The sequence below is a fragment of the Pseudomonas sp. NPDC089554 genome (assembly GCF_050280645.1).
In the GTDB taxonomy this organism is placed as follows: domain Bacteria; phylum Pseudomonadota; class Gammaproteobacteria; order Pseudomonadales; family Pseudomonadaceae; genus Aquipseudomonas.
The window spans coordinates 39,938-54,906 of the sequence record NZ_JBNNVR010000012.1 but is presented as its reverse complement, the minus strand read 5'-3'; the positions used below and the strand labels follow the sequence as shown (position 1 = coordinate 54,906).

At 63.5% G+C, this 14,969-nt stretch carries 15 protein-coding genes; 10 read left to right on the top strand and 5 right to left on the bottom strand.

Annotated features, from left to right (window positions below):
• Entirely contained in the window at window positions 1-633 is a 633-nt protein-coding gene (locus ACQKPE_RS06095; protein WP_427664104.1) for a glutathione S-transferase family protein, read from the top strand.
• Window positions 630-1,574, top strand: a complete 945-nt coding sequence (locus ACQKPE_RS06090) for a Nudix family hydrolase (protein WP_427664102.1) — start codon at window positions 630-632, stop codon at window positions 1,572-1,574. Before ACQKPE_RS06095 ends, ACQKPE_RS06090 begins: the two co-directional genes overlap by 4 nt.
• A 128-nt stretch (window positions 1,575-1,702) precedes the next feature.
• On the opposite strand, the gene ACQKPE_RS06085 is transcribed toward ACQKPE_RS06090, so the two are convergent.
• The 3 genes from ACQKPE_RS06085 to ACQKPE_RS06075 are packed head-to-tail and all read right to left on the bottom strand — an operon-like array spanning window position 1,703 to window position 5,257.
• Window positions 1,703-2,269 (bottom strand): cob(I)yrinic acid a,c-diamide adenosyltransferase, encoded by a 567-nt coding sequence (locus tag ACQKPE_RS06085; RefSeq protein ID WP_427664100.1) that lies wholly within the window; start codon window positions 2,267-2,269, stop codon window positions 1,703-1,705.
• A gap of 1 nt (window position 2,270) precedes the next feature.
• Window positions 2,271-4,301 (bottom strand): sensor histidine kinase, encoded by a 2,031-nt coding sequence (locus tag ACQKPE_RS06080; RefSeq protein WP_427664098.1) that lies wholly within the window; start codon window positions 4,299-4,301, stop codon window positions 2,271-2,273.
• A 38-nt stretch (window positions 4,302-4,339) separates the two neighbouring features.
• Window positions 4,340-5,257 (bottom strand): putative 2-dehydropantoate 2-reductase, encoded by a 918-nt coding sequence (locus tag ACQKPE_RS06075; RefSeq protein WP_427664096.1) that lies wholly within the window; start codon window positions 5,255-5,257, stop codon window positions 4,340-4,342.
• A 124-nt stretch (window positions 5,258-5,381) separates the two neighbouring features.
• Here ACQKPE_RS06075 and ACQKPE_RS06070 point away from each other — a divergent pair, with 124 nt between their 5' ends.
• From ACQKPE_RS06070 to ACQKPE_RS06060, 3 genes are all read left to right on the top strand, one after another.
• A complete protein-coding gene (locus tag ACQKPE_RS06070; protein ID WP_427664094.1) occupies window positions 5,382-5,867 on the top strand; it encodes a YajQ family cyclic di-GMP-binding protein in 486 nt (161 codons plus the stop codon).
• 116 nt (window positions 5,868-5,983) lie between these two features.
• Window positions 5,984-6,823: a mechanosensitive ion channel family protein gene (locus tag ACQKPE_RS06065; protein ID WP_427664092.1), complete on the top strand. Its 840-nt coding sequence runs from the start codon at window positions 5,984-5,986 to the stop codon at window positions 6,821-6,823.
• Window positions 6,824-6,977: 154 nt separating this feature from the next.
• Window positions 6,978-8,222 (top strand): MFS transporter, encoded by a 1,245-nt coding sequence (locus ACQKPE_RS06060; RefSeq protein WP_427664090.1) that lies wholly within the window; start codon window positions 6,978-6,980, stop codon window positions 8,220-8,222.
• A 52-nt stretch (window positions 8,223-8,274) separates the two neighbouring features.
• On the opposite strand, the gene ACQKPE_RS06055 is transcribed toward ACQKPE_RS06060, so the two are convergent.
• Both ACQKPE_RS06055 and ACQKPE_RS06050 read right to left on the bottom strand, forming a co-directional pair.
• Window positions 8,275-9,825: an AmpG family muropeptide MFS transporter gene (locus ACQKPE_RS06055; RefSeq protein ID WP_427664088.1), complete on the bottom strand. Its 1,551-nt coding sequence runs from the start codon at window positions 9,823-9,825 to the stop codon at window positions 8,275-8,277.
• A 43-nt stretch (window positions 9,826-9,868) separates the two neighbouring features.
• Window positions 9,869-10,222 carry an MGMT family protein gene (locus ACQKPE_RS06050; RefSeq protein WP_427664086.1) on the bottom strand — a complete coding sequence of 118 codons (354 nt, stop codon included), beginning with the start codon at window positions 10,220-10,222 and terminating at the stop codon, window positions 9,869-9,871.
• A 152-nt stretch (window positions 10,223-10,374) separates the two neighbouring features.
• On the opposite strand from ACQKPE_RS06050, the gene ACQKPE_RS06045 reads away from it, so the two are divergent.
• The 5 genes from ACQKPE_RS06045 (at window position 10,375) to groL (ending at window position 14,927) form a co-directional block, all read left to right on the top strand.
• Window positions 10,375-11,382: a DUF481 domain-containing protein gene (locus tag ACQKPE_RS06045; protein WP_427664084.1), complete on the top strand. Its 1,008-nt coding sequence runs from the start codon at window positions 10,375-10,377 to the stop codon at window positions 11,380-11,382.
• Between the two features lie 92 nt (window positions 11,383-11,474).
• Window positions 11,475-12,206, top strand: a complete 732-nt coding sequence (locus ACQKPE_RS06040; protein ID WP_427664082.1) for a HugZ family protein — start codon at window positions 11,475-11,477, stop codon at window positions 12,204-12,206.
• A gap of 65 nt (window positions 12,207-12,271) precedes the next feature.
• Window positions 12,272-12,733, top strand: a complete 462-nt coding sequence (locus ACQKPE_RS06035) for an FxsA family protein (RefSeq protein ID WP_427664080.1) — start codon at window positions 12,272-12,274, stop codon at window positions 12,731-12,733.
• 215 nt (window positions 12,734-12,948) lie between these two features.
• Complete coding sequence (locus ACQKPE_RS06030) at window positions 12,949-13,242, top strand: co-chaperone GroES (protein ID WP_427664153.1); 294 nt, start codon at window positions 12,949-12,951, stop codon at window positions 13,240-13,242.
• 44 nt (window positions 13,243-13,286) lie between these two features.
• A complete protein-coding gene (gene groL / locus ACQKPE_RS06025; RefSeq protein ID WP_427664078.1) occupies window positions 13,287-14,927 on the top strand; it encodes a chaperonin GroEL in 1,641 nt (546 codons plus the stop codon).
• Window positions 14,928-14,969: the final 42 nt, after the last annotated feature.

Sequence of the window (14,969 nt, the reverse complement as noted above, 5' to 3'; positions counted from 1 at the left end):
ATGAGCTACCACCTGATCATCGGCGACAAGCTGTATTCCTCCTGGTCGCTGCGTGGCGCCCTGGCCCTCGAGCTGGCTGGTGCGCCCTACGAAGAAACCCTGATCAAACTCAATCAGCCCGACACCCGCGCGCGCCTGCTGGCTTACTCCGCCACCGGCAAGGTGCCGTTGCTCAAGACCGAGCACGGAATCATCGCCGACTCCCTGGCAATCGCCGAATACCTCAACGAACAACACCCCGAAGCCCAGCTGTGGCCCGCAGATATCACGGCCCGCGCCCAGGCGCGTTCGGCCTGCGCGCAGATGCACAGTGGCTTCTTCGCCCTGCGCGGCGCCATGCCGTTCGACCTGTCACGTGACGAGGCGCTGGAAAGCGTGGCGCTGGACGTGCAGGTGGATATCGACCGTATCGTCGCACTGTGGGCCGAATGCCGCCTGGCGGCCAAGGACAGCGGCTCGTTCCTGTTCGGCAAGCCAAGCCTGGTCGATGCCTTCTTCGCACCTGTAGCCGTGCGTCTGCGCACCTACCGCGTGGAGGTGCCCGCCGAGGCGGCCGCCTACATCGAGACGATCTACAACTGGCCGGCCTTCCAGGCCTGGCAGAAAGCGGGTTTGGCGGAGCGTGAAGGGTGAAGCGTATTCATGTGGTAGCCGCCGTCATTCGGGGCGGCGATGGACGCATTCTCATCGCTCGCCGTGCCGATACCCAGCACCAGGGCGGCCTGTGGGAATTTCCTGGCGGCAAGGTGGAGCAGGGCGAGAGCGTCGAGGTCGCGCTGGCCCGTGAGCTGCGCGAAGAGCTGGGTATCGAGGTCAGCCACTCGCGACCGCTGATCAAGGTCAGCCACGATTATCCGGATAAACAGATACTGCTGGACGTGCGTGAGGTCGATGCCTTTACCGGTGAACCTCATGGCGCGGAAGGCCAGCCGCTGGCCTGGGTGGCGCCGAGGGACCTTGGGCAGTATGAGTTCCCCGAGGCCAACAAGCCGATCGTGGCCGCTGCACGCCTGCCGCACCAGTACCTGATTACGCCTGATGGCCTGGAGCCGCCGGAGCTGTTGCGCGGTATCCAGAAAGCTGTTGCCAGCGGTGTTCGTCTGGTCCAGCTGCGTGCGCCGGACATGTACGACCCCAAGTACCGCGATGTTGCGGTGGATGCGGTCGGGCTGTGCGCAGGCAAGGCCCAGCTGATGCTCAAAGGGCCCTTGGAGTGGCTGGGCGATTTCCCCTCGGCGGGTTGGCACCTGACCGCTGCGCAGTTGCGCAAGTATGCGGCCAATGGCCGGCCGTTCCCGACGGCGCGCTGGTTGGCGGCGTCGTGCCACAACGCCGAGGAGTTGGCGTTGGCCGAGCAGATGGGGGTGGATTTTGTCACCTTGTCGCCGGTGCAGGCCACCCAGACTCACCCCGAGGCGGTGCCCATGGGCTGGGATGAGGCTCAGCGCTTGATCGCCGGGTTCAACCAGCCGGTGTTTCTGTTGGGGGGCGTTGGCCCTGCTGAGTGCGAGCGCGCTTGGGCTGCCGGGGCGCAAGGTGTAGCAGGGGTTCGAGCGTTCTGGCCTGACAATTGAGTAAAGGGGCCGCTATGCGGCCCTTCGCGGCGGTTCGGCGCCCCGACAAGCCCGCTCCTACAGATACCGCGCGGAACCTGTATGAGCGGGCTTGCCCGCGAAGGGCTGCAACGCAGCCCCTCGATCAGTCAACCTCCAGGCTTGGCCGCCGCCTGCCACAACACCTCAGCCACCCCCTGGCGCCGCCCGATGATCCGCGCTGCCACGAACAACAGGTCGGACAGTCGGTTGATATACGCCAAGCCAACCCCCTCCAAGGGTTCGAGCGCATTGAGCTGCTGGCAGCGCCGCTCTGCCGCACGCGCCTGGCTGCGGCACACATGGGCCTGGGCCACCAGTGCCGAGCCACTGGGCAGGATGAAGTTTTTCAACGGCCCCAACTCTTCGTTCCAAACGTCGATGGCCGCCTCCAAGCGTTCCACTTCGACAAGGTCCAGGGCCTGGTAGCTGGGCATCGCCAGCTCGCCGCCAAGGTCGAACAGGCGATGCTGACAGGGCGCCAGCACCTCGCTGACCTCCGTCAAGCCCTGCTCATCCAGCCCGGCCAGCAACAACCCCAGTTGGCTGTTGAGGCTATCCACCTCGCCAATGGCTTCGATGCGCGGGTGGTCCTTGGGCACCCGGCGGCCATCGCCCAGGCCGGTTTCGCCCTTGTCGCCGGTGCGGGTGTAGATCTTCGACAGGCGATAGCCCATGTCATGCCTCCGTGTTGGCCGGTACTGCCTGCCCCGGCGGGCTCAGGGGCAGGCGCAGGGTGAAGCAGGTGCCCTGGCCCGGGGTGGAGTGCACCTCCATCTGCCCCTTGTGGTTGTTGGTGATGATGAAATACGACACTGACAGGCCCAGCCCGGTGCCCTGGCCGATCTCCTTGGTGGTGAAGAACGGCTCGAAGGTGCGCTTGCGTACCGCCTCCGGCATGCCGATGCCGTTGTCCTCGACCTGGATCTCCGCCCACGGCGGGTTGAGCCGGGTACGCAAGGTGATACGCCCCGGCTCGCTGGGCCGTGGGCGTTGGTGAATGGCCTGGGCGGCGTTCTTCAGCAGGTTCAGCAGCACTTGCTCCAGCTCGTTGGCGGTGCACGGCACCGGGCCCAGGCCGGGGTCGAACTGGCGCACGATGGCCTGGCCCTTGAAGTCGAAACCGATGGTCAGGTCGAAGTCGTTGCCGGCAATCTCCACGGCCTGGTCGATCAAGGCCGGCAGGTCGCACGGCGCCAGTTGGCGGTTGCTGCGGCGGCTGAAACTGAGCATGTGGGTAACGATCTTCGCCGCCCGCGCCCCGGCTTGCTGGATACCATCGAGCAACTGCGGCACTTCGCGGCCTTGCAGGTAGCGGTTGACGTCGGCCAGGTCGATGCCCTGCTCGCTGGCTTGTTCCTGGTTGCGGGCCAGCTCCGGCGACAGGCGCCTACGAATGTTCTGCACGTTGTGCAGGATGGCGCCCAGCGGGTTGTTGATCTCATGGGCCATGCCGGCCGCCAGGCCTCCTACCGAAAGCATCTTCTCCGACTGCACCATCATTTCCTCCAGCGACAGGCGCTGGGTGATGTCGTCGATGCGGATCACCACGCCGCGGCCACCACCGCCCATCAGTGGGTAGAAGGTCAGGGCGTAGTGGCGCACGTCCTCGCCCTTGGACCAGGTGACCCGCTCGATCTTCGCCACGCGGTGCTTCTCGACGCTTTCCTTGAGCTGCGCCAGGAACGGCTTGAGCGGCTCGAAGGCGATGAAGATCGGCTGGTTCAGCGCCTCATCAAGCGGCGTGCCGGAAAGCACGGTGGCTTCGTGGTTCCACTGGGTGACGTAGAGCTGCTCGTCGAGGGCGATCAGCGCCGAGGGCATGGAGTCGATGATGCTGTTGAGGTAGTTCTGGAAACCGGTGAGCTTCTTCTCGATCTTGCTTCGCACCTGCACTTCCAGTTCCAGCTTGCGGTTGGTGTAGCGGGTTTCCTCGGCCAGGCCCTGGGCCTGGTCGTAGGCCGACTGGAACTCGTCACGGGTGCGCTTGAGTTGCTGCTCGCGCGCCTCGATGCGCGACAGCATGGTGTTGAAGGCCTGGCCCAGGCTGCCGATTTCATCGTCATTGCCGCGCTGGGCGCGCAGGGCATAGCTCTCTTCGCGGGTGACCTGGCGGGTAAGCTCTTCCAGGCTGTTGATCGGCTGGGTGATCAGGCGCTTGATTTGCCGGGCAATCACCACCCACAGCAATATGCTGAACACCAGGATCGCCAGGCTTGCCGACAGCGTACCGGTGTAGAACGCGGTGGGCAGCTCGCTGCTGGCTACCAGCAACAGGTGCGCAGGGGGGCTGTCGGGGCGGGGCAGGGCGATCAGCTGGGTGCTGCGAAACTCCATCAGGCGCCAGCCGTCGACATGCCGGTAGTGCCTGGGCAGCGCCAGCGGTTCGCCATGCTGCAACTGCGCGAGCAGACGTCCATCGCTGGCATAGACTGCGGCGGCACGTAGCGGTGAGTAGCTGTCGAGCTCCTTGAGCAGGGCGTTGGCGCCTTCCTCCGAGTCGCCTGCACGGCTCGACAGCTGCGGGTTCGACACCAGTTTTCCGATGGTCTGCAGCGCCTGGGGTGCCATGCTTTCCTGGGTGATCCAGTAGGCGGCACTGATGAACGCCAGGTTGGCCACCAGCAGGATGGTCACCAGCAGCACCAGCAGGGCCGCCAGCAGCTTCTGTCCGACCGGGAGGTTTTCCAGGCGTTGGCGCAGTGTCATGGGCAGGGTTTAGTCCTTCTCTGGTTTCGGGTGCCGGTTCAGGCGCTGGGCAGTCCGCGCGCACGCAGGTTATCGACCAGGCGCCGGTGCAACTGTTCCAGCCGGTCGATAGCAACGCCGTGACGCGCAGCGCTGCGGCACGCGTGGCCGAGCAGGTAGTGCACCTCGGTGCGCCGGCCATGGTGCACGTCCTGGTACATGGAAGAGTAGTTGGCGGCGGTGGCGAGGATCACTCGCTGTACTTCCTCGTCGAGGTTTTCGGCCGCCAGGGGCTGGCCGCAGCGTTGCAGCAGCACGGCGAGTTCCTCGCACAGCCCGCAGACTTCGGTGAGGTGCCCGAGCAGCCCGCCATTCTGGCAGTCGTGCAGCACGGTCAGTGGGTTGATCGCGCAGTTCAGTGCCAGCTTGCGCCACAGTCGGCTGAGGATGTCCGGTGTCCACTGTGCCGGGATCCCGGCCTCATGCAGGTCGGCGAACCACTCGGGCGGCGTTGGCTTGGCCGGGTCGCCCAACCAGTTGAAGCCGTGACCGGCGAAATTCACCCGCCAGTCCTGCTCGCGGAATGCACCTTCGGTGCTCGAGGCGAAGATGCAGCGCGCATGGGGCGCCTGCTCGGCCACCTCGTCCTGGCTGCCCAGGCCATTTTGCAGCAGCACGATCTCGGCGCCGTGGGCCAGTCGAGGCGCCAGCCGTGCCACGGCCGGTGCAGCGTCGTAGGCCTTGCAGGCCAGCAGCAAGCGGTGGATGGGCCCTGGGGCATCGTCGGTTTGCGCGGGAATGGCGTAGCGGCAGACGCGCTCCTGCTCGACCAGGGTCAGGCCGCCGGCGGCCTGGTAGGCGGCCAGGCGCTGCGTATCGCGCAGGATCAGGCGCACCGCCTTGCCCGCCCGCGCCAGGCGGCAGGCCCAGAGGCTGCCGAGGCTACCGGCGCCGAGAATATGCCAGGTGCTGCTCATCTGCGTTTCGCAACCCGTTATAATGAGCCCGCATTTTAACCCTCAAAACCGACGCGCTCCATCGTCAGGCCTGCTTTGGGCAGAGTCCTCACCGAGCGCGGTTTTCATGTATGGAGAAAAACCAATGCCTTCGTTCGACGTGGTATCGGAACTGGACAAGCACGAAGTCACCAACGCCGTGGACAATGCGGTGAAGGAACTGGACCGTCGCTACGACCTGAAGGGCAAGGGCAGCTTCGAGTTCAAGGACAAGGAACAGACCGTGCTGCTCACCGCAGAGGCCGAGTTCCAGCTCGAGGCGATGGTCGAGATCCTGCGCCTGGCCCTGGTCAAGCGCAAGATCGACGTCAAGTGCCTGGAGGTCAAGGACGCCTATCCATCCGGCAAGGAAATGAAGCAGGAAGCCAAGTTCCGCGAAGGTATCGACAAGGAGCTGGCGAAGAAGATCGTCGCCCATATCAAGGACGCCAAGCTCAAGGTCCAGGCCGCCATCCAGGGCGAGCAGGTGCGGGTCACCGGCAAGAAGCGCGACGACCTGCAGGAGGCTATCGCCGCCCTGCGCGCCAAGGAATTCGACATGCCGCTGCAGTTCAACAACTTCCGCGACTGACCGGGCTCTGCCAGGAACCTTGGATGGCGCAGTGATGTCCATCGGTTCCTGTGGCCGTGGAATTTCTTGCGGCCGGATTGACCGCTGGACATGCCGCTCGGCATGAGGAGATGAATATGGATTTGAACGCCGAAGTCGACCAGTTGATGCGCGAGTCGCAGACCTGGATACCGCTCATCATGCAATACGGTAGCCGCGTCATGCTCGCGCTGCTGACCCTGGCCATTGGCTGGTGGGTCGTCAACAAGCTCAGCGACCGCCTCGGCAAGCTGGTGGGTATGCGTGCCGACGCCGCGTTGCAGGGCTTTATCAGCACCCTGGCCAACATCGTGATGAAGGTGCTGCTGTTCATCAGCGTGGCTTCGATGATCGGCATCGAGACCACCTCGTTCGTTGCGGCCATCGGTGCGGCGAGCTTGGCGGTCGGCCTGGCTTTGCAAGGCAGCCTGGCGAACTTCGCCGGCGGGGTGTTGATCCTGATGTTCCGCCCGTTCCGCATCGGTGACTGGATCGAGGCCCAGGGCGTGAGCGGCACCGTGGACAGCATCCAGATCTTCCATACCGTGCTGCGCACCGGCGACAACAAGACCGTCATCATGCCCAACGGCGCGCTGTCCAACGGCATCATCACCAACACCAACCGCCAGCCGACCCGCAAGGTGGTGTTCGATGTAGGCGTGGACTATGAGGCCGACCTGCAGAAGGCGCGCAACGTGCTGCTGGAGCTGGCCCAGGACCCTCGCGTGCTGCCGGACCCTGCGCCGCAGGCGGTGGTGGCGACCCTGGGCGACAGCTCGATCACCGTGTCCCTGCGCCTGTGGACCAAGACTGCCGACTACTGGGACGTGATGTTCATGCTCAACGAGCAGGCCCGCGATCGCTTGCGTGCCGAGGGCATCGACATTCCCTTTCCGCAGCGAGTGATTCGCGTGGTGCAGGAGCCAGCGGCGCAGTAATATCTCGCTGATATCGTTGGGGCCGCTGCGCGGCTCTTCGCGGGCAAGCCCGCTCCTACAGGTTCTACGCAGATTCTGTAGGAGCGGGCTTGCCCGCGAAGAGCCACGCAGCGGCCCCAGTATTTTTGGCATACAAATCGATTCCTGCCTAAACATGAAACCACTGCTGTACATCACTCCCCTCAGGGCCTTGCTGTTCGGCCTGACCCTGGCCCTGTTCGAGCTGCTCACCTACCTGGCCAGCGACGCGGTCATGCCGGCCATGCCGGTAGTGGTCGATGACCTGAACGCCAGCCCCGAATACATCCCCCACGCCCTGAACCTTTACCTGCTTGGCGGTGTGGTGTTGCAGTGGCTGATCGGCCCACTGGCCGACCGCTATGGCCGTCGCCCGCTGTTGCTGGTGGGCTGCGCGTTCTTCGGCCTGGCGTGCCTGGCGACCTTCTGGGTGCACGACATCGGCCTGTTCAACCTGCTGCGGCTGTTGCAGGGCATCGGCCTGGGCTTCGTGGTGACAGTCAGCTACCCGGCCTTGAACGAGGCCTTCAGCGAGGCCGACGCGGTACGCATGATGGCGCTATTGGCCAATATCGCGCTGTTGTCGCCGCTGCTCGGGCCTTTGGTCGGCACCCTGATGCTGCAATGGCTGGACTGGCGCTGGCTGTTCGTGGCCTTCGCGGTGGGCGCTGTGCTGTGCTTCGTGCTGCTGCATCGGCTGATGCCCGAGACCCTCGGCGTGGAGCGTCGCGACGGCTCGACACTGCCGTTCACGCCGATCCACCTGCTGCCATTGCTCGCCGCCTATGGGCAACTGCTGCGCAACCGCAGTTTCGTTGCCGGTAGTGCGGCGCTGGGCCTGGTCAGCCTGCCGTTGATCGGCTGGATCGGCCTGTCGCCAGTGCTGTTGATCCACGATGAGGGCCTGAGCACCATGGCCTACGCGCTGTGGCAGCTGCCGGTGTTCGCGGGCTTGATTCTCGGCAACCTGATCATCAACCGCATTGCCGACCGCTACCCGTTGCCGAGCCTGGTACGCGGTGCGCTGTGGCCGTATCTCGCTGGCCTGTGCCTGATGGTGCTGGCGACCTGGCTGTGGCCGACGGTGCCGAGCGTGGTGGCGGGTATGGCGCTGTACGCCCTGGGCCTGGGCGTGGCCAATGCGGTGCTGTACCGCATGACGCTGTTCTCCAGCACACAGAGCAAGGGGTTGGTGTCGGCGATGTTGGGGATGATCACCATCGCTTTGCTGGGCCTGGGCGGCGTGCTGCTGGCGATGCTCGGCGGTGGCGCGAGCCTGCTGCATTTCGCGCTGCTCGCAGGTGTGGCCGGGGTGCTGGCGCTATGGCCATTGCGGTATGTGGTCGGCGGGCGGCCTGGGGAAGGGGCGGTGGCGCAGTAGGTGGTTTAGCTGCACCGGCCCCTGACAGGGCCGGTACAGCGTAACGGCAAACTCAGGGCTGCTGCTCGGCCGTCTGGTTTTCCACCGGCGCAGGCTTGCCCTTGCCGGCCTCCTGGCGCCAGTGCAGGGCGATCAGGATCAAGGTCGGTACACCCAGCAATGCGGTAATCAGGAAGAAGTCGTGATACCCGAACTTCTCCACCATCACCCCGGAATAGCCACCGATCAGCCGCGGCAACAGCAGCATGATCGAGCTCAGCAGTGCGTACTGGGTGGCGGAGAACTTCAGGTTGGTCAGGCTCGACAGGTAGGCGACGAACGCCGAAGTGGCCATGCCCGAGCTGAAGTTGTCCAGGGAAATGGTCACCACCAGCATTTCCAGGTTCGGCCCCATGTCGGCCAGCATCACGAACATGATGTTGGTGCCGGCCGAGGCTACGCCGCCGATGAACAGGATGGGCAGGATGCCGAAGCGTACGATCAGTAGCCCGCCGATACCTGCACCGACCAGGGTCATGATCAGGCCGAAGATCTTGCTGACGCTGGCGATCTGGTCCTTGGTGAAGCCCATGTCGATGTAGAAGACGTTGGCCATCACCCCCATGACGGTGTCCGACATGCGATAGGTGGCGATCAGCCCCAGCAGCAGCAAGGCCTGCCAGCGGTAGCGCACGATGAAGTCGTTGACTGGCGTGAGCACCGGCGCCAGGCCGCGTCGGCCCATGGACGACAGGCAGGCCCAGGTCAGCAGTGCGTAGAGAATCAGGCGCAGGAAGGCGCGGTCTTCGAGCAGCAGGTCAAGCACCGTCGCATCGCCGAACACCACGCTGGACCAGTCGGTATTGAACATCTGGGTGAAACTGGCCGGCACCGATACCAGCAGGATGATCAGCACGAACACCGACACCAGTTGGTGCATCAGGCCATAACGCGCGGCGGAGAGCTGCGTGCGCAGCGGCACGGGCGGCTCGCGCATCACCAGGGTGGTGAACAGCGCGGGCAGCATCAGCACGCCGAACAGCACATAAGTGCCGGTCCAGGCCTTGTGCAGGTAGCTGAAACCGGTGGAGCCGAACCATTCGGCAAAGAACAGCGCACCCGCGGTGGCAAGCAGCGCGGCAACCCGGTAACCGGCCATGTAGCTGGCAGCGAGGGCGGCCTGGCGCTGGTCGTCGGCAATTTCCAGGCGATAGGCGTCAACGGCGATGTCCTGGGTGGCCGAGGCGAATGCCACCAGCACCGCCAGGGCGATCAACCAGGAAAGATGCTTCTGCGGGTCGCACAGGCCCATGCCGACCAGGCCAACCACCACCAGCACTTGCGACAGCAACAGCCACGAGCGACGACGGCCCATTTTGCCGAGCAACGGCAAGCGCCACTGGTCGAGCAGCGGCGACCAGACCCATTTGAACGCGTAGGCCAGGCCGATCAGGCTGGCATAGCCAATGGTTTCGCGGGCTACGCCAGCTTCGCGCAGCCATACGGAAAGGGTGGAAAACACCAGCATGTAGGGCAGGCCGGCGGCAAAGCCGAGCAGCAGAAGCACCAGGGTCGACGGGCTGGCATAGGCAGCGAGCGCAGCGCGCCAGGTTTTACGGGGCATGGGCCAACATCTGCCTCAAATTTGCTAACACAAAGCGCGCACTCTAACCGCTGTGCTCCATTGGGCGCCAGCCATGGCGCGACATATCCACACGATTATTGGCCATATTCACACCTTCTGCGCGCAACCTTGCTCGTTGTTCGTCGCCTGAGGGTGTGCCAAGCGCCAGGCTCAACCGGCCGCCCGCGCCGAGTACCCGGTGCCAGGGCAGGCGCGTGTCGGCTGGCAACTGCCCCAAAGTGCGTCCTACCCAGCGTGCGGCGCGGCCCAGCCCGGCCAGTTCGGCGAGCTGGCCATAGCTCACCACCTTGCCAGCAGGCACTTGCCCGAGCACGGAATACAGCGCCGTTCGTCGGGCCTGGGCATCTTCCGACGCGCTGCCTGATACGCCGAACATCAGCGGATGACGGGGCACACGGCAAATGAGCCGTGGCCGTGTAGGTAAATGAGAAGGGAACTCGTTGGCATAGGCTGGGTCTGTCGTTGTTCTGACCTTCGATAGCTGGATAATGCCCGGCTTTTTACCTCAAACCGAGCCCGTATCTGCTTATGTATTCTAGAGCCTTGTTGTGCATCCTCGCTGCCTCGCTTAGCGCCCCCGCCCTGGCCGACACCGTATGGATGAAGAACGGTGACAGGCTTACCGGCAAGATCAAGGTGTTCGATGGTGGCAAGCTGCTGCTGGAGACCCCCTACGGCGGCAATATCGCCCTGGACTGGAAACAGGTCCAGACCTTGGAAAGCGACCAGGAACTGCTGGTCAAGCAAGATGCCTACAGCGGCGAGCGCGCCAAGTCGCTCAAGGCCGCCGAGGACGGCAAGGTCACCCTGGCCAATGGCGACACGCCCAAGACCGTCGAACTCGGCAGCATCGAGCAGATCATGAAGCCGCGCCCACTGGTGGAAGACTTCCTGTGGAAGGGCAACGTCGACCTGGCGATGGACTACAAGCGCGCCGAGAACGACACCGACGACTACGACGTCAGCTTCAAGACCACCGCGCGCCACGGCCGCTGGCGGCACAACGCCGAAGGCGAGTACAACCGCGAGACCAAGGACGACATCACCACCACCAACAACTGGAGCGCCGAGTACGCCCTGGACCGCTTCATCACCGAGAAGTGGTTCTGGCAGGGGCGCGTGGAGTACAAGCGCGACCAGATCGAAGACCTGGCCCGCCAGCGCACGGTGGGTACTGGCCCGGGCTACCAGTTCTGGGACGACGAACTGGGGGCGTTCTCGCTGGGTGGCTTGATCAACCGCACCGACTTCGAGTACCGCGACGGCGGCAAGGACAACTTCTATGCTGCGGCGGTGAAGTGGGACTACAACCGTTACCTCATCGGCAAGACCGTGGAGTTCTTCACCAATGGCGAGCTGGGCAAGCCGCTGGGCGGCGTGGCCGACTACTCGCTGGATGCCGAGGTGGGGCTGCGCTACAAGGTCACCGAGTGGGCTTCACTCAACCTCAAGGCGGAAAAGGACATCATCGAGGGCAGCAGCGACGGCGACCTGGACAAGACCCGCTACACCGCAGGGTTCGGCGTGGCCTGGTAAGTCCAGCTACAAGTGGTAGGCCAAACTTGCTTTTCTCGCCGCTTGTAGCTTAATAGCTCGCAATTGATTTTCATTCGCCGAGGATCTCGATTGTGAGCTCGAATGCCATCCGCCCCGCCCGCGAACTGCTGCTCAAGGAGTATCGCGGGGTGCTGTCCACCTTATCCAAGTCGATGCCGGGCTTCCCCTTCGGCTCGGTGGTGCCCTATTGCCTCGACGCCGAGGGCCACCCGCTGATCCTTATCAGCCGTATCGCCCAGCACACTCATAACCTGCAAAAGGACGCCAAGTGCTCGTTGCTGGTCAACGAGCGCGATGCCGAGGATGTACAGGCCGTGGGGCGCCTGACGGTGATGGCCGAGGCGCGCAAGCTGGTCGACGAACAGGCCATCGAGGCCGCGGCCGAGCGCTACTACCGCTATTTCCCCGATGCCAGCAACTACCACAAGGCCCACGATTTCGACTTCTGGGTGCTGGAGCCGGTGCGCCATCGCTATATCGGCGGTTTCGGCGCGATCCACTGGCTCGACCAGGTCACCCTGGCCAACCCTTTTGCCGGCAAGGCCGAAACCAGCATGATCGAGCACATGAACAGCGATCACGCCAATGCCATTGCCCACTACGTAGCGCTGACCGACTTGCCGCGCAGCGTTCCGGCAGAGCTGGTCGGCATCGACAGTGAAGGCATGCACCTGAGGATCGGCCAGGCGGTTCACTGGCTGCCGTTCCCCAGCACCTGCAATACGCCGACACAAGTCCGCGAAGCCTTGGTACTGCTGGCTCGCGCCGACCAATGGCCCGACGTGGTAGCGGCCGAGGGTTGAAATAGCGAGCACGCGCATCCATCTGGGGTCTTATTGGAAGGTTGTCTTCCGTTGAGGGTCGCTTGATGCGTGTTTTCCTACTGCTGTTTCTAATTTTTCCGGTGCTGGAGCTGTTCGTTTTCGTCAAGGTCAGCGCCGCCATCGGTTTCTTCCCCGCGCTGCTGCTGATCATTGCCGGCTCCGCCCTGGGTGTGCTGGTGATGCGCGTGGCAGGCCTTGCCACGGCATTGCGTGCCCGTGAGAGCCTGCAACGTGGCGAGCTGCCCGCCGAGGACATGTTCCAGGGCCTGATGCTGGCCGTGGGTGGTGGCTTGCTGTTGCTGCCGGGCTTCATCAGCGATGTGCTGGGCCTGCTGTGCCTGTTGCCCTTCACCCGCAGCCTGGTGGCGCGCAAGTTGCGCCAGCGTGCCGAGGAGCAGAGCATGCGCCAGCGTGCTTTCCAGGACGATCCGCTGCAGGCTCGCCCGAACCCTTCCGGCCATCGCCCCGATGTCATCGAAGGCGAGTACGAGCGTCGCGATAAATAATCGCTGATGCGATCAGCGTTTGAAAAAAAATCCCCGGACAAACCTTGTAATCGATTCTGGCGACCCTATGTAAGGGTCACCGCAAGGTTTCTGGTGGCAACACCAGACATGACACAGAGGGTTCGCCCCATGCGGGCCCTGACCGGCAACGCCGGATAGCCTCAACCTGCCGGTCTCGATACCGGCCGATGAAAACCACAATTTGGGAGATCGCAATGAAGCTTCGTCCTCTGCATGACCGCGTCGTCATCCGTCGCAGTGATAAAGAAACCACCACCAAGAGCGGCCTCATCCTGTCGGCTTCGGCTTCCGAAACGCCAAACCGTGGCGTAGTCGTTGCCGTGGGCACCGGTCGTGTTCTGGATAACGGCGAAGTCCGTGCAATGGCCGTGAAGGTCGGTGACGAGGTGGTCTTCGGTCCTTATTCGGGCAGCAACACCGTGAAAGATGGAGACGAAGAGTTCCTGGTAATGGCTGAGAACGAAATTCTCGCTGTTGTCGAAAAATAAGTTCCCAGACTCCCTGCTCAAAGAATTCCAAGGATTAAACGATCATGGCTGCTAAAGACGTAAAATTCGGCGATTCCGCCCGTAAGAAAATGCTCGTTGGTGTCAACGTTCTGGCTGACGCTGTAAAAGCCACCCTCGGCCCGAAAGGCCGCAACGTTGTCCTGGCCAAGAGCTTCGGCGCGCCGACCATCACCAAAGACGGTGTTTCGGTCGCCAAGGAAATCGAACTGAAAGACGCCTTCGAGAACATGGGCGCCCAGCTGGTCAAGGAAGTCGCTTCCAAGGCCAACGACGCTGCCGGTGACGGCACCACCACCGCTACCGTCCTGGCCCAGGCCATCGTCAACGAAGGCCTGAAGGCCGTTGCCGCCGGCATGAACCCAATGGACCTGAAGCGCGGTATCGACAAGGCCACCGCTGCCGTCGTCGCCGAGCTGAAGAACCTGTCCAAGCCATGCGCCGACTCCAAGGCCATCGCCCAGGTAGGTACCATCTCCGCCAACTCCGATACCTCCATCGGTGAAATCATCGCCGAAGCCATGGAAAAAGTCGGTAAAGAAGGCGTGATCACCGTTGAAGAAGGCTCGGGCCTGGAAAACGAACTGTCCGTCGTAGAAGGCATGCAGTTCGACCGTGGCTACCTGTCGCCGTACTTCGTCAACAAGCCAGACACCATGGTCGCCGAGCTGGAAGGCCCGCTGCTGCTGCTGGTCGACAAGAAGATCTCCAACATCCGCGAACTGCTGCCAGTACTGGAAGCCGTTGCCAAGGCCGGTCGCCCGCTGCTGATCGTTGCCGAGGACGTCGAAGGTGAAGCGCTGGCCACCCTGGTGGTCAACAACATGCGCGGCATCGTCAAGGTTGCTGCGGTCAAGGCACCTGGCTTCGGCGACCGCCGCAAGGCCATGCTGCAAGACATCGCCACCCTGACCGGCGGCCAGGTCATCTCCGAGGAAATCGGCCTGACCCTGGAAACTGCCACCCTGGAGCACCTGGGTAACGCCAAGCGCGTGATCCTGTCCAAGGAAAACACCACCATCATCGACGGCGCTGGCGCTGACGGCGACATCGAGTCGCGCGTCAAGCAGATCCGCGCCCAGATCGAAGAGACTTCCTCGGACTACGACCGTGAGAAGCTGCAAGAGCGCCTGGCCAAGCTGGCTGGCGGTGTTGCCGTGATCAAGGTCGGTGCTGGCACCGAAGTCGAGATGAAAGAGAAGAAAGCCCGCGTTGAAGACGCCCTGCACGCTACCCGCGCAGCCGTCGAAGAAGGCGTGGTGCCTGGCGGTGGTGTTGCCCTGGTTCGCGCCCTGGCTGCCATCACCGAGCTCAAAGGCGACAACGAAGACCAGAACGTCGGTATCGCCCTGCTGCGCCGCGCGGTAGAAGCCCCGCTGCGTCAGATCACCGCCAACGCCGGCGACGAGCCAAGCGTTGTTGCCGACAAGGTCAAGCAAGGTTCGGGTAACTTCGGTTACAACGCCGCTACCGGCGAATACGGCGACATGATCGAGATGGGTATCCTGGACCCAGCCAAGGTCACCCGTTCGGCCCTGCAAGCCGCAGCTTCCATCGGTGGCCTGATGATCACCACCGAAGCCATGGTTGCTGACCTGCCGGAAGACAAGCCAGCTGCTGGCATGCCTGACATGGGCGGCATGGGTGGCATGGGCGGCATGATGTAAGCCAGCCTTACCCGCTTAAGCTGTATGAAAAAGCCCCGGCTC

Coding starts and splice junctions, on each gene's coding strand:
- groL (WP_427664078.1), top strand. CDS start 13,287: ATGGCTGCTAAAGACGTAAAATTCGGCGATTCCGCCCGTAAGAAAATG.
- ACQKPE_RS06045 (WP_427664084.1), top strand. CDS start 10,375: ATGTATTCTAGAGCCTTGTTGTGCATCCTCGCTGCCTCGCTTAGCGCC.
- ACQKPE_RS06075 (WP_427664096.1), bottom strand. CDS start 5,257: ATGAGCAGCACCTGGCATATTCTCGGCGCCGGTAGCCTCGGCAGCCTC.
- ACQKPE_RS06070 (WP_427664094.1), top strand. CDS start 5,382: ATGCCTTCGTTCGACGTGGTATCGGAACTGGACAAGCACGAAGTCACC.
- ACQKPE_RS06050 (WP_427664086.1), bottom strand. CDS start 10,222: ATGTTCGGCGTATCAGGCAGCGCGTCGGAAGATGCCCAGGCCCGACGA.
- ACQKPE_RS06080 (WP_427664098.1), bottom strand. CDS start 4,301: ATGACACTGCGCCAACGCCTGGAAAACCTCCCGGTCGGACAGAAGCTG.
- ACQKPE_RS06085 (WP_427664100.1), bottom strand. CDS start 2,269: ATGGGCTATCGCCTGTCGAAGATCTACACCCGCACCGGCGACAAGGGC.
- ACQKPE_RS06065 (WP_427664092.1), top strand. CDS start 5,984: ATGGATTTGAACGCCGAAGTCGACCAGTTGATGCGCGAGTCGCAGACC.
- ACQKPE_RS06060 (WP_427664090.1), top strand. CDS start 6,978: ATGAAACCACTGCTGTACATCACTCCCCTCAGGGCCTTGCTGTTCGGC.
- ACQKPE_RS06055 (WP_427664088.1), bottom strand. CDS start 9,825: ATGCCCCGTAAAACCTGGCGCGCTGCGCTCGCTGCCTATGCCAGCCCG.
- ACQKPE_RS06095 (WP_427664104.1), top strand. CDS start 1: ATGAGCTACCACCTGATCATCGGCGACAAGCTGTATTCCTCCTGGTCG.
- ACQKPE_RS06035 (WP_427664080.1), top strand. CDS start 12,272: ATGCGTGTTTTCCTACTGCTGTTTCTAATTTTTCCGGTGCTGGAGCTG.
- ACQKPE_RS06030 (WP_427664153.1), top strand. CDS start 12,949: ATGAAGCTTCGTCCTCTGCATGACCGCGTCGTCATCCGTCGCAGTGAT.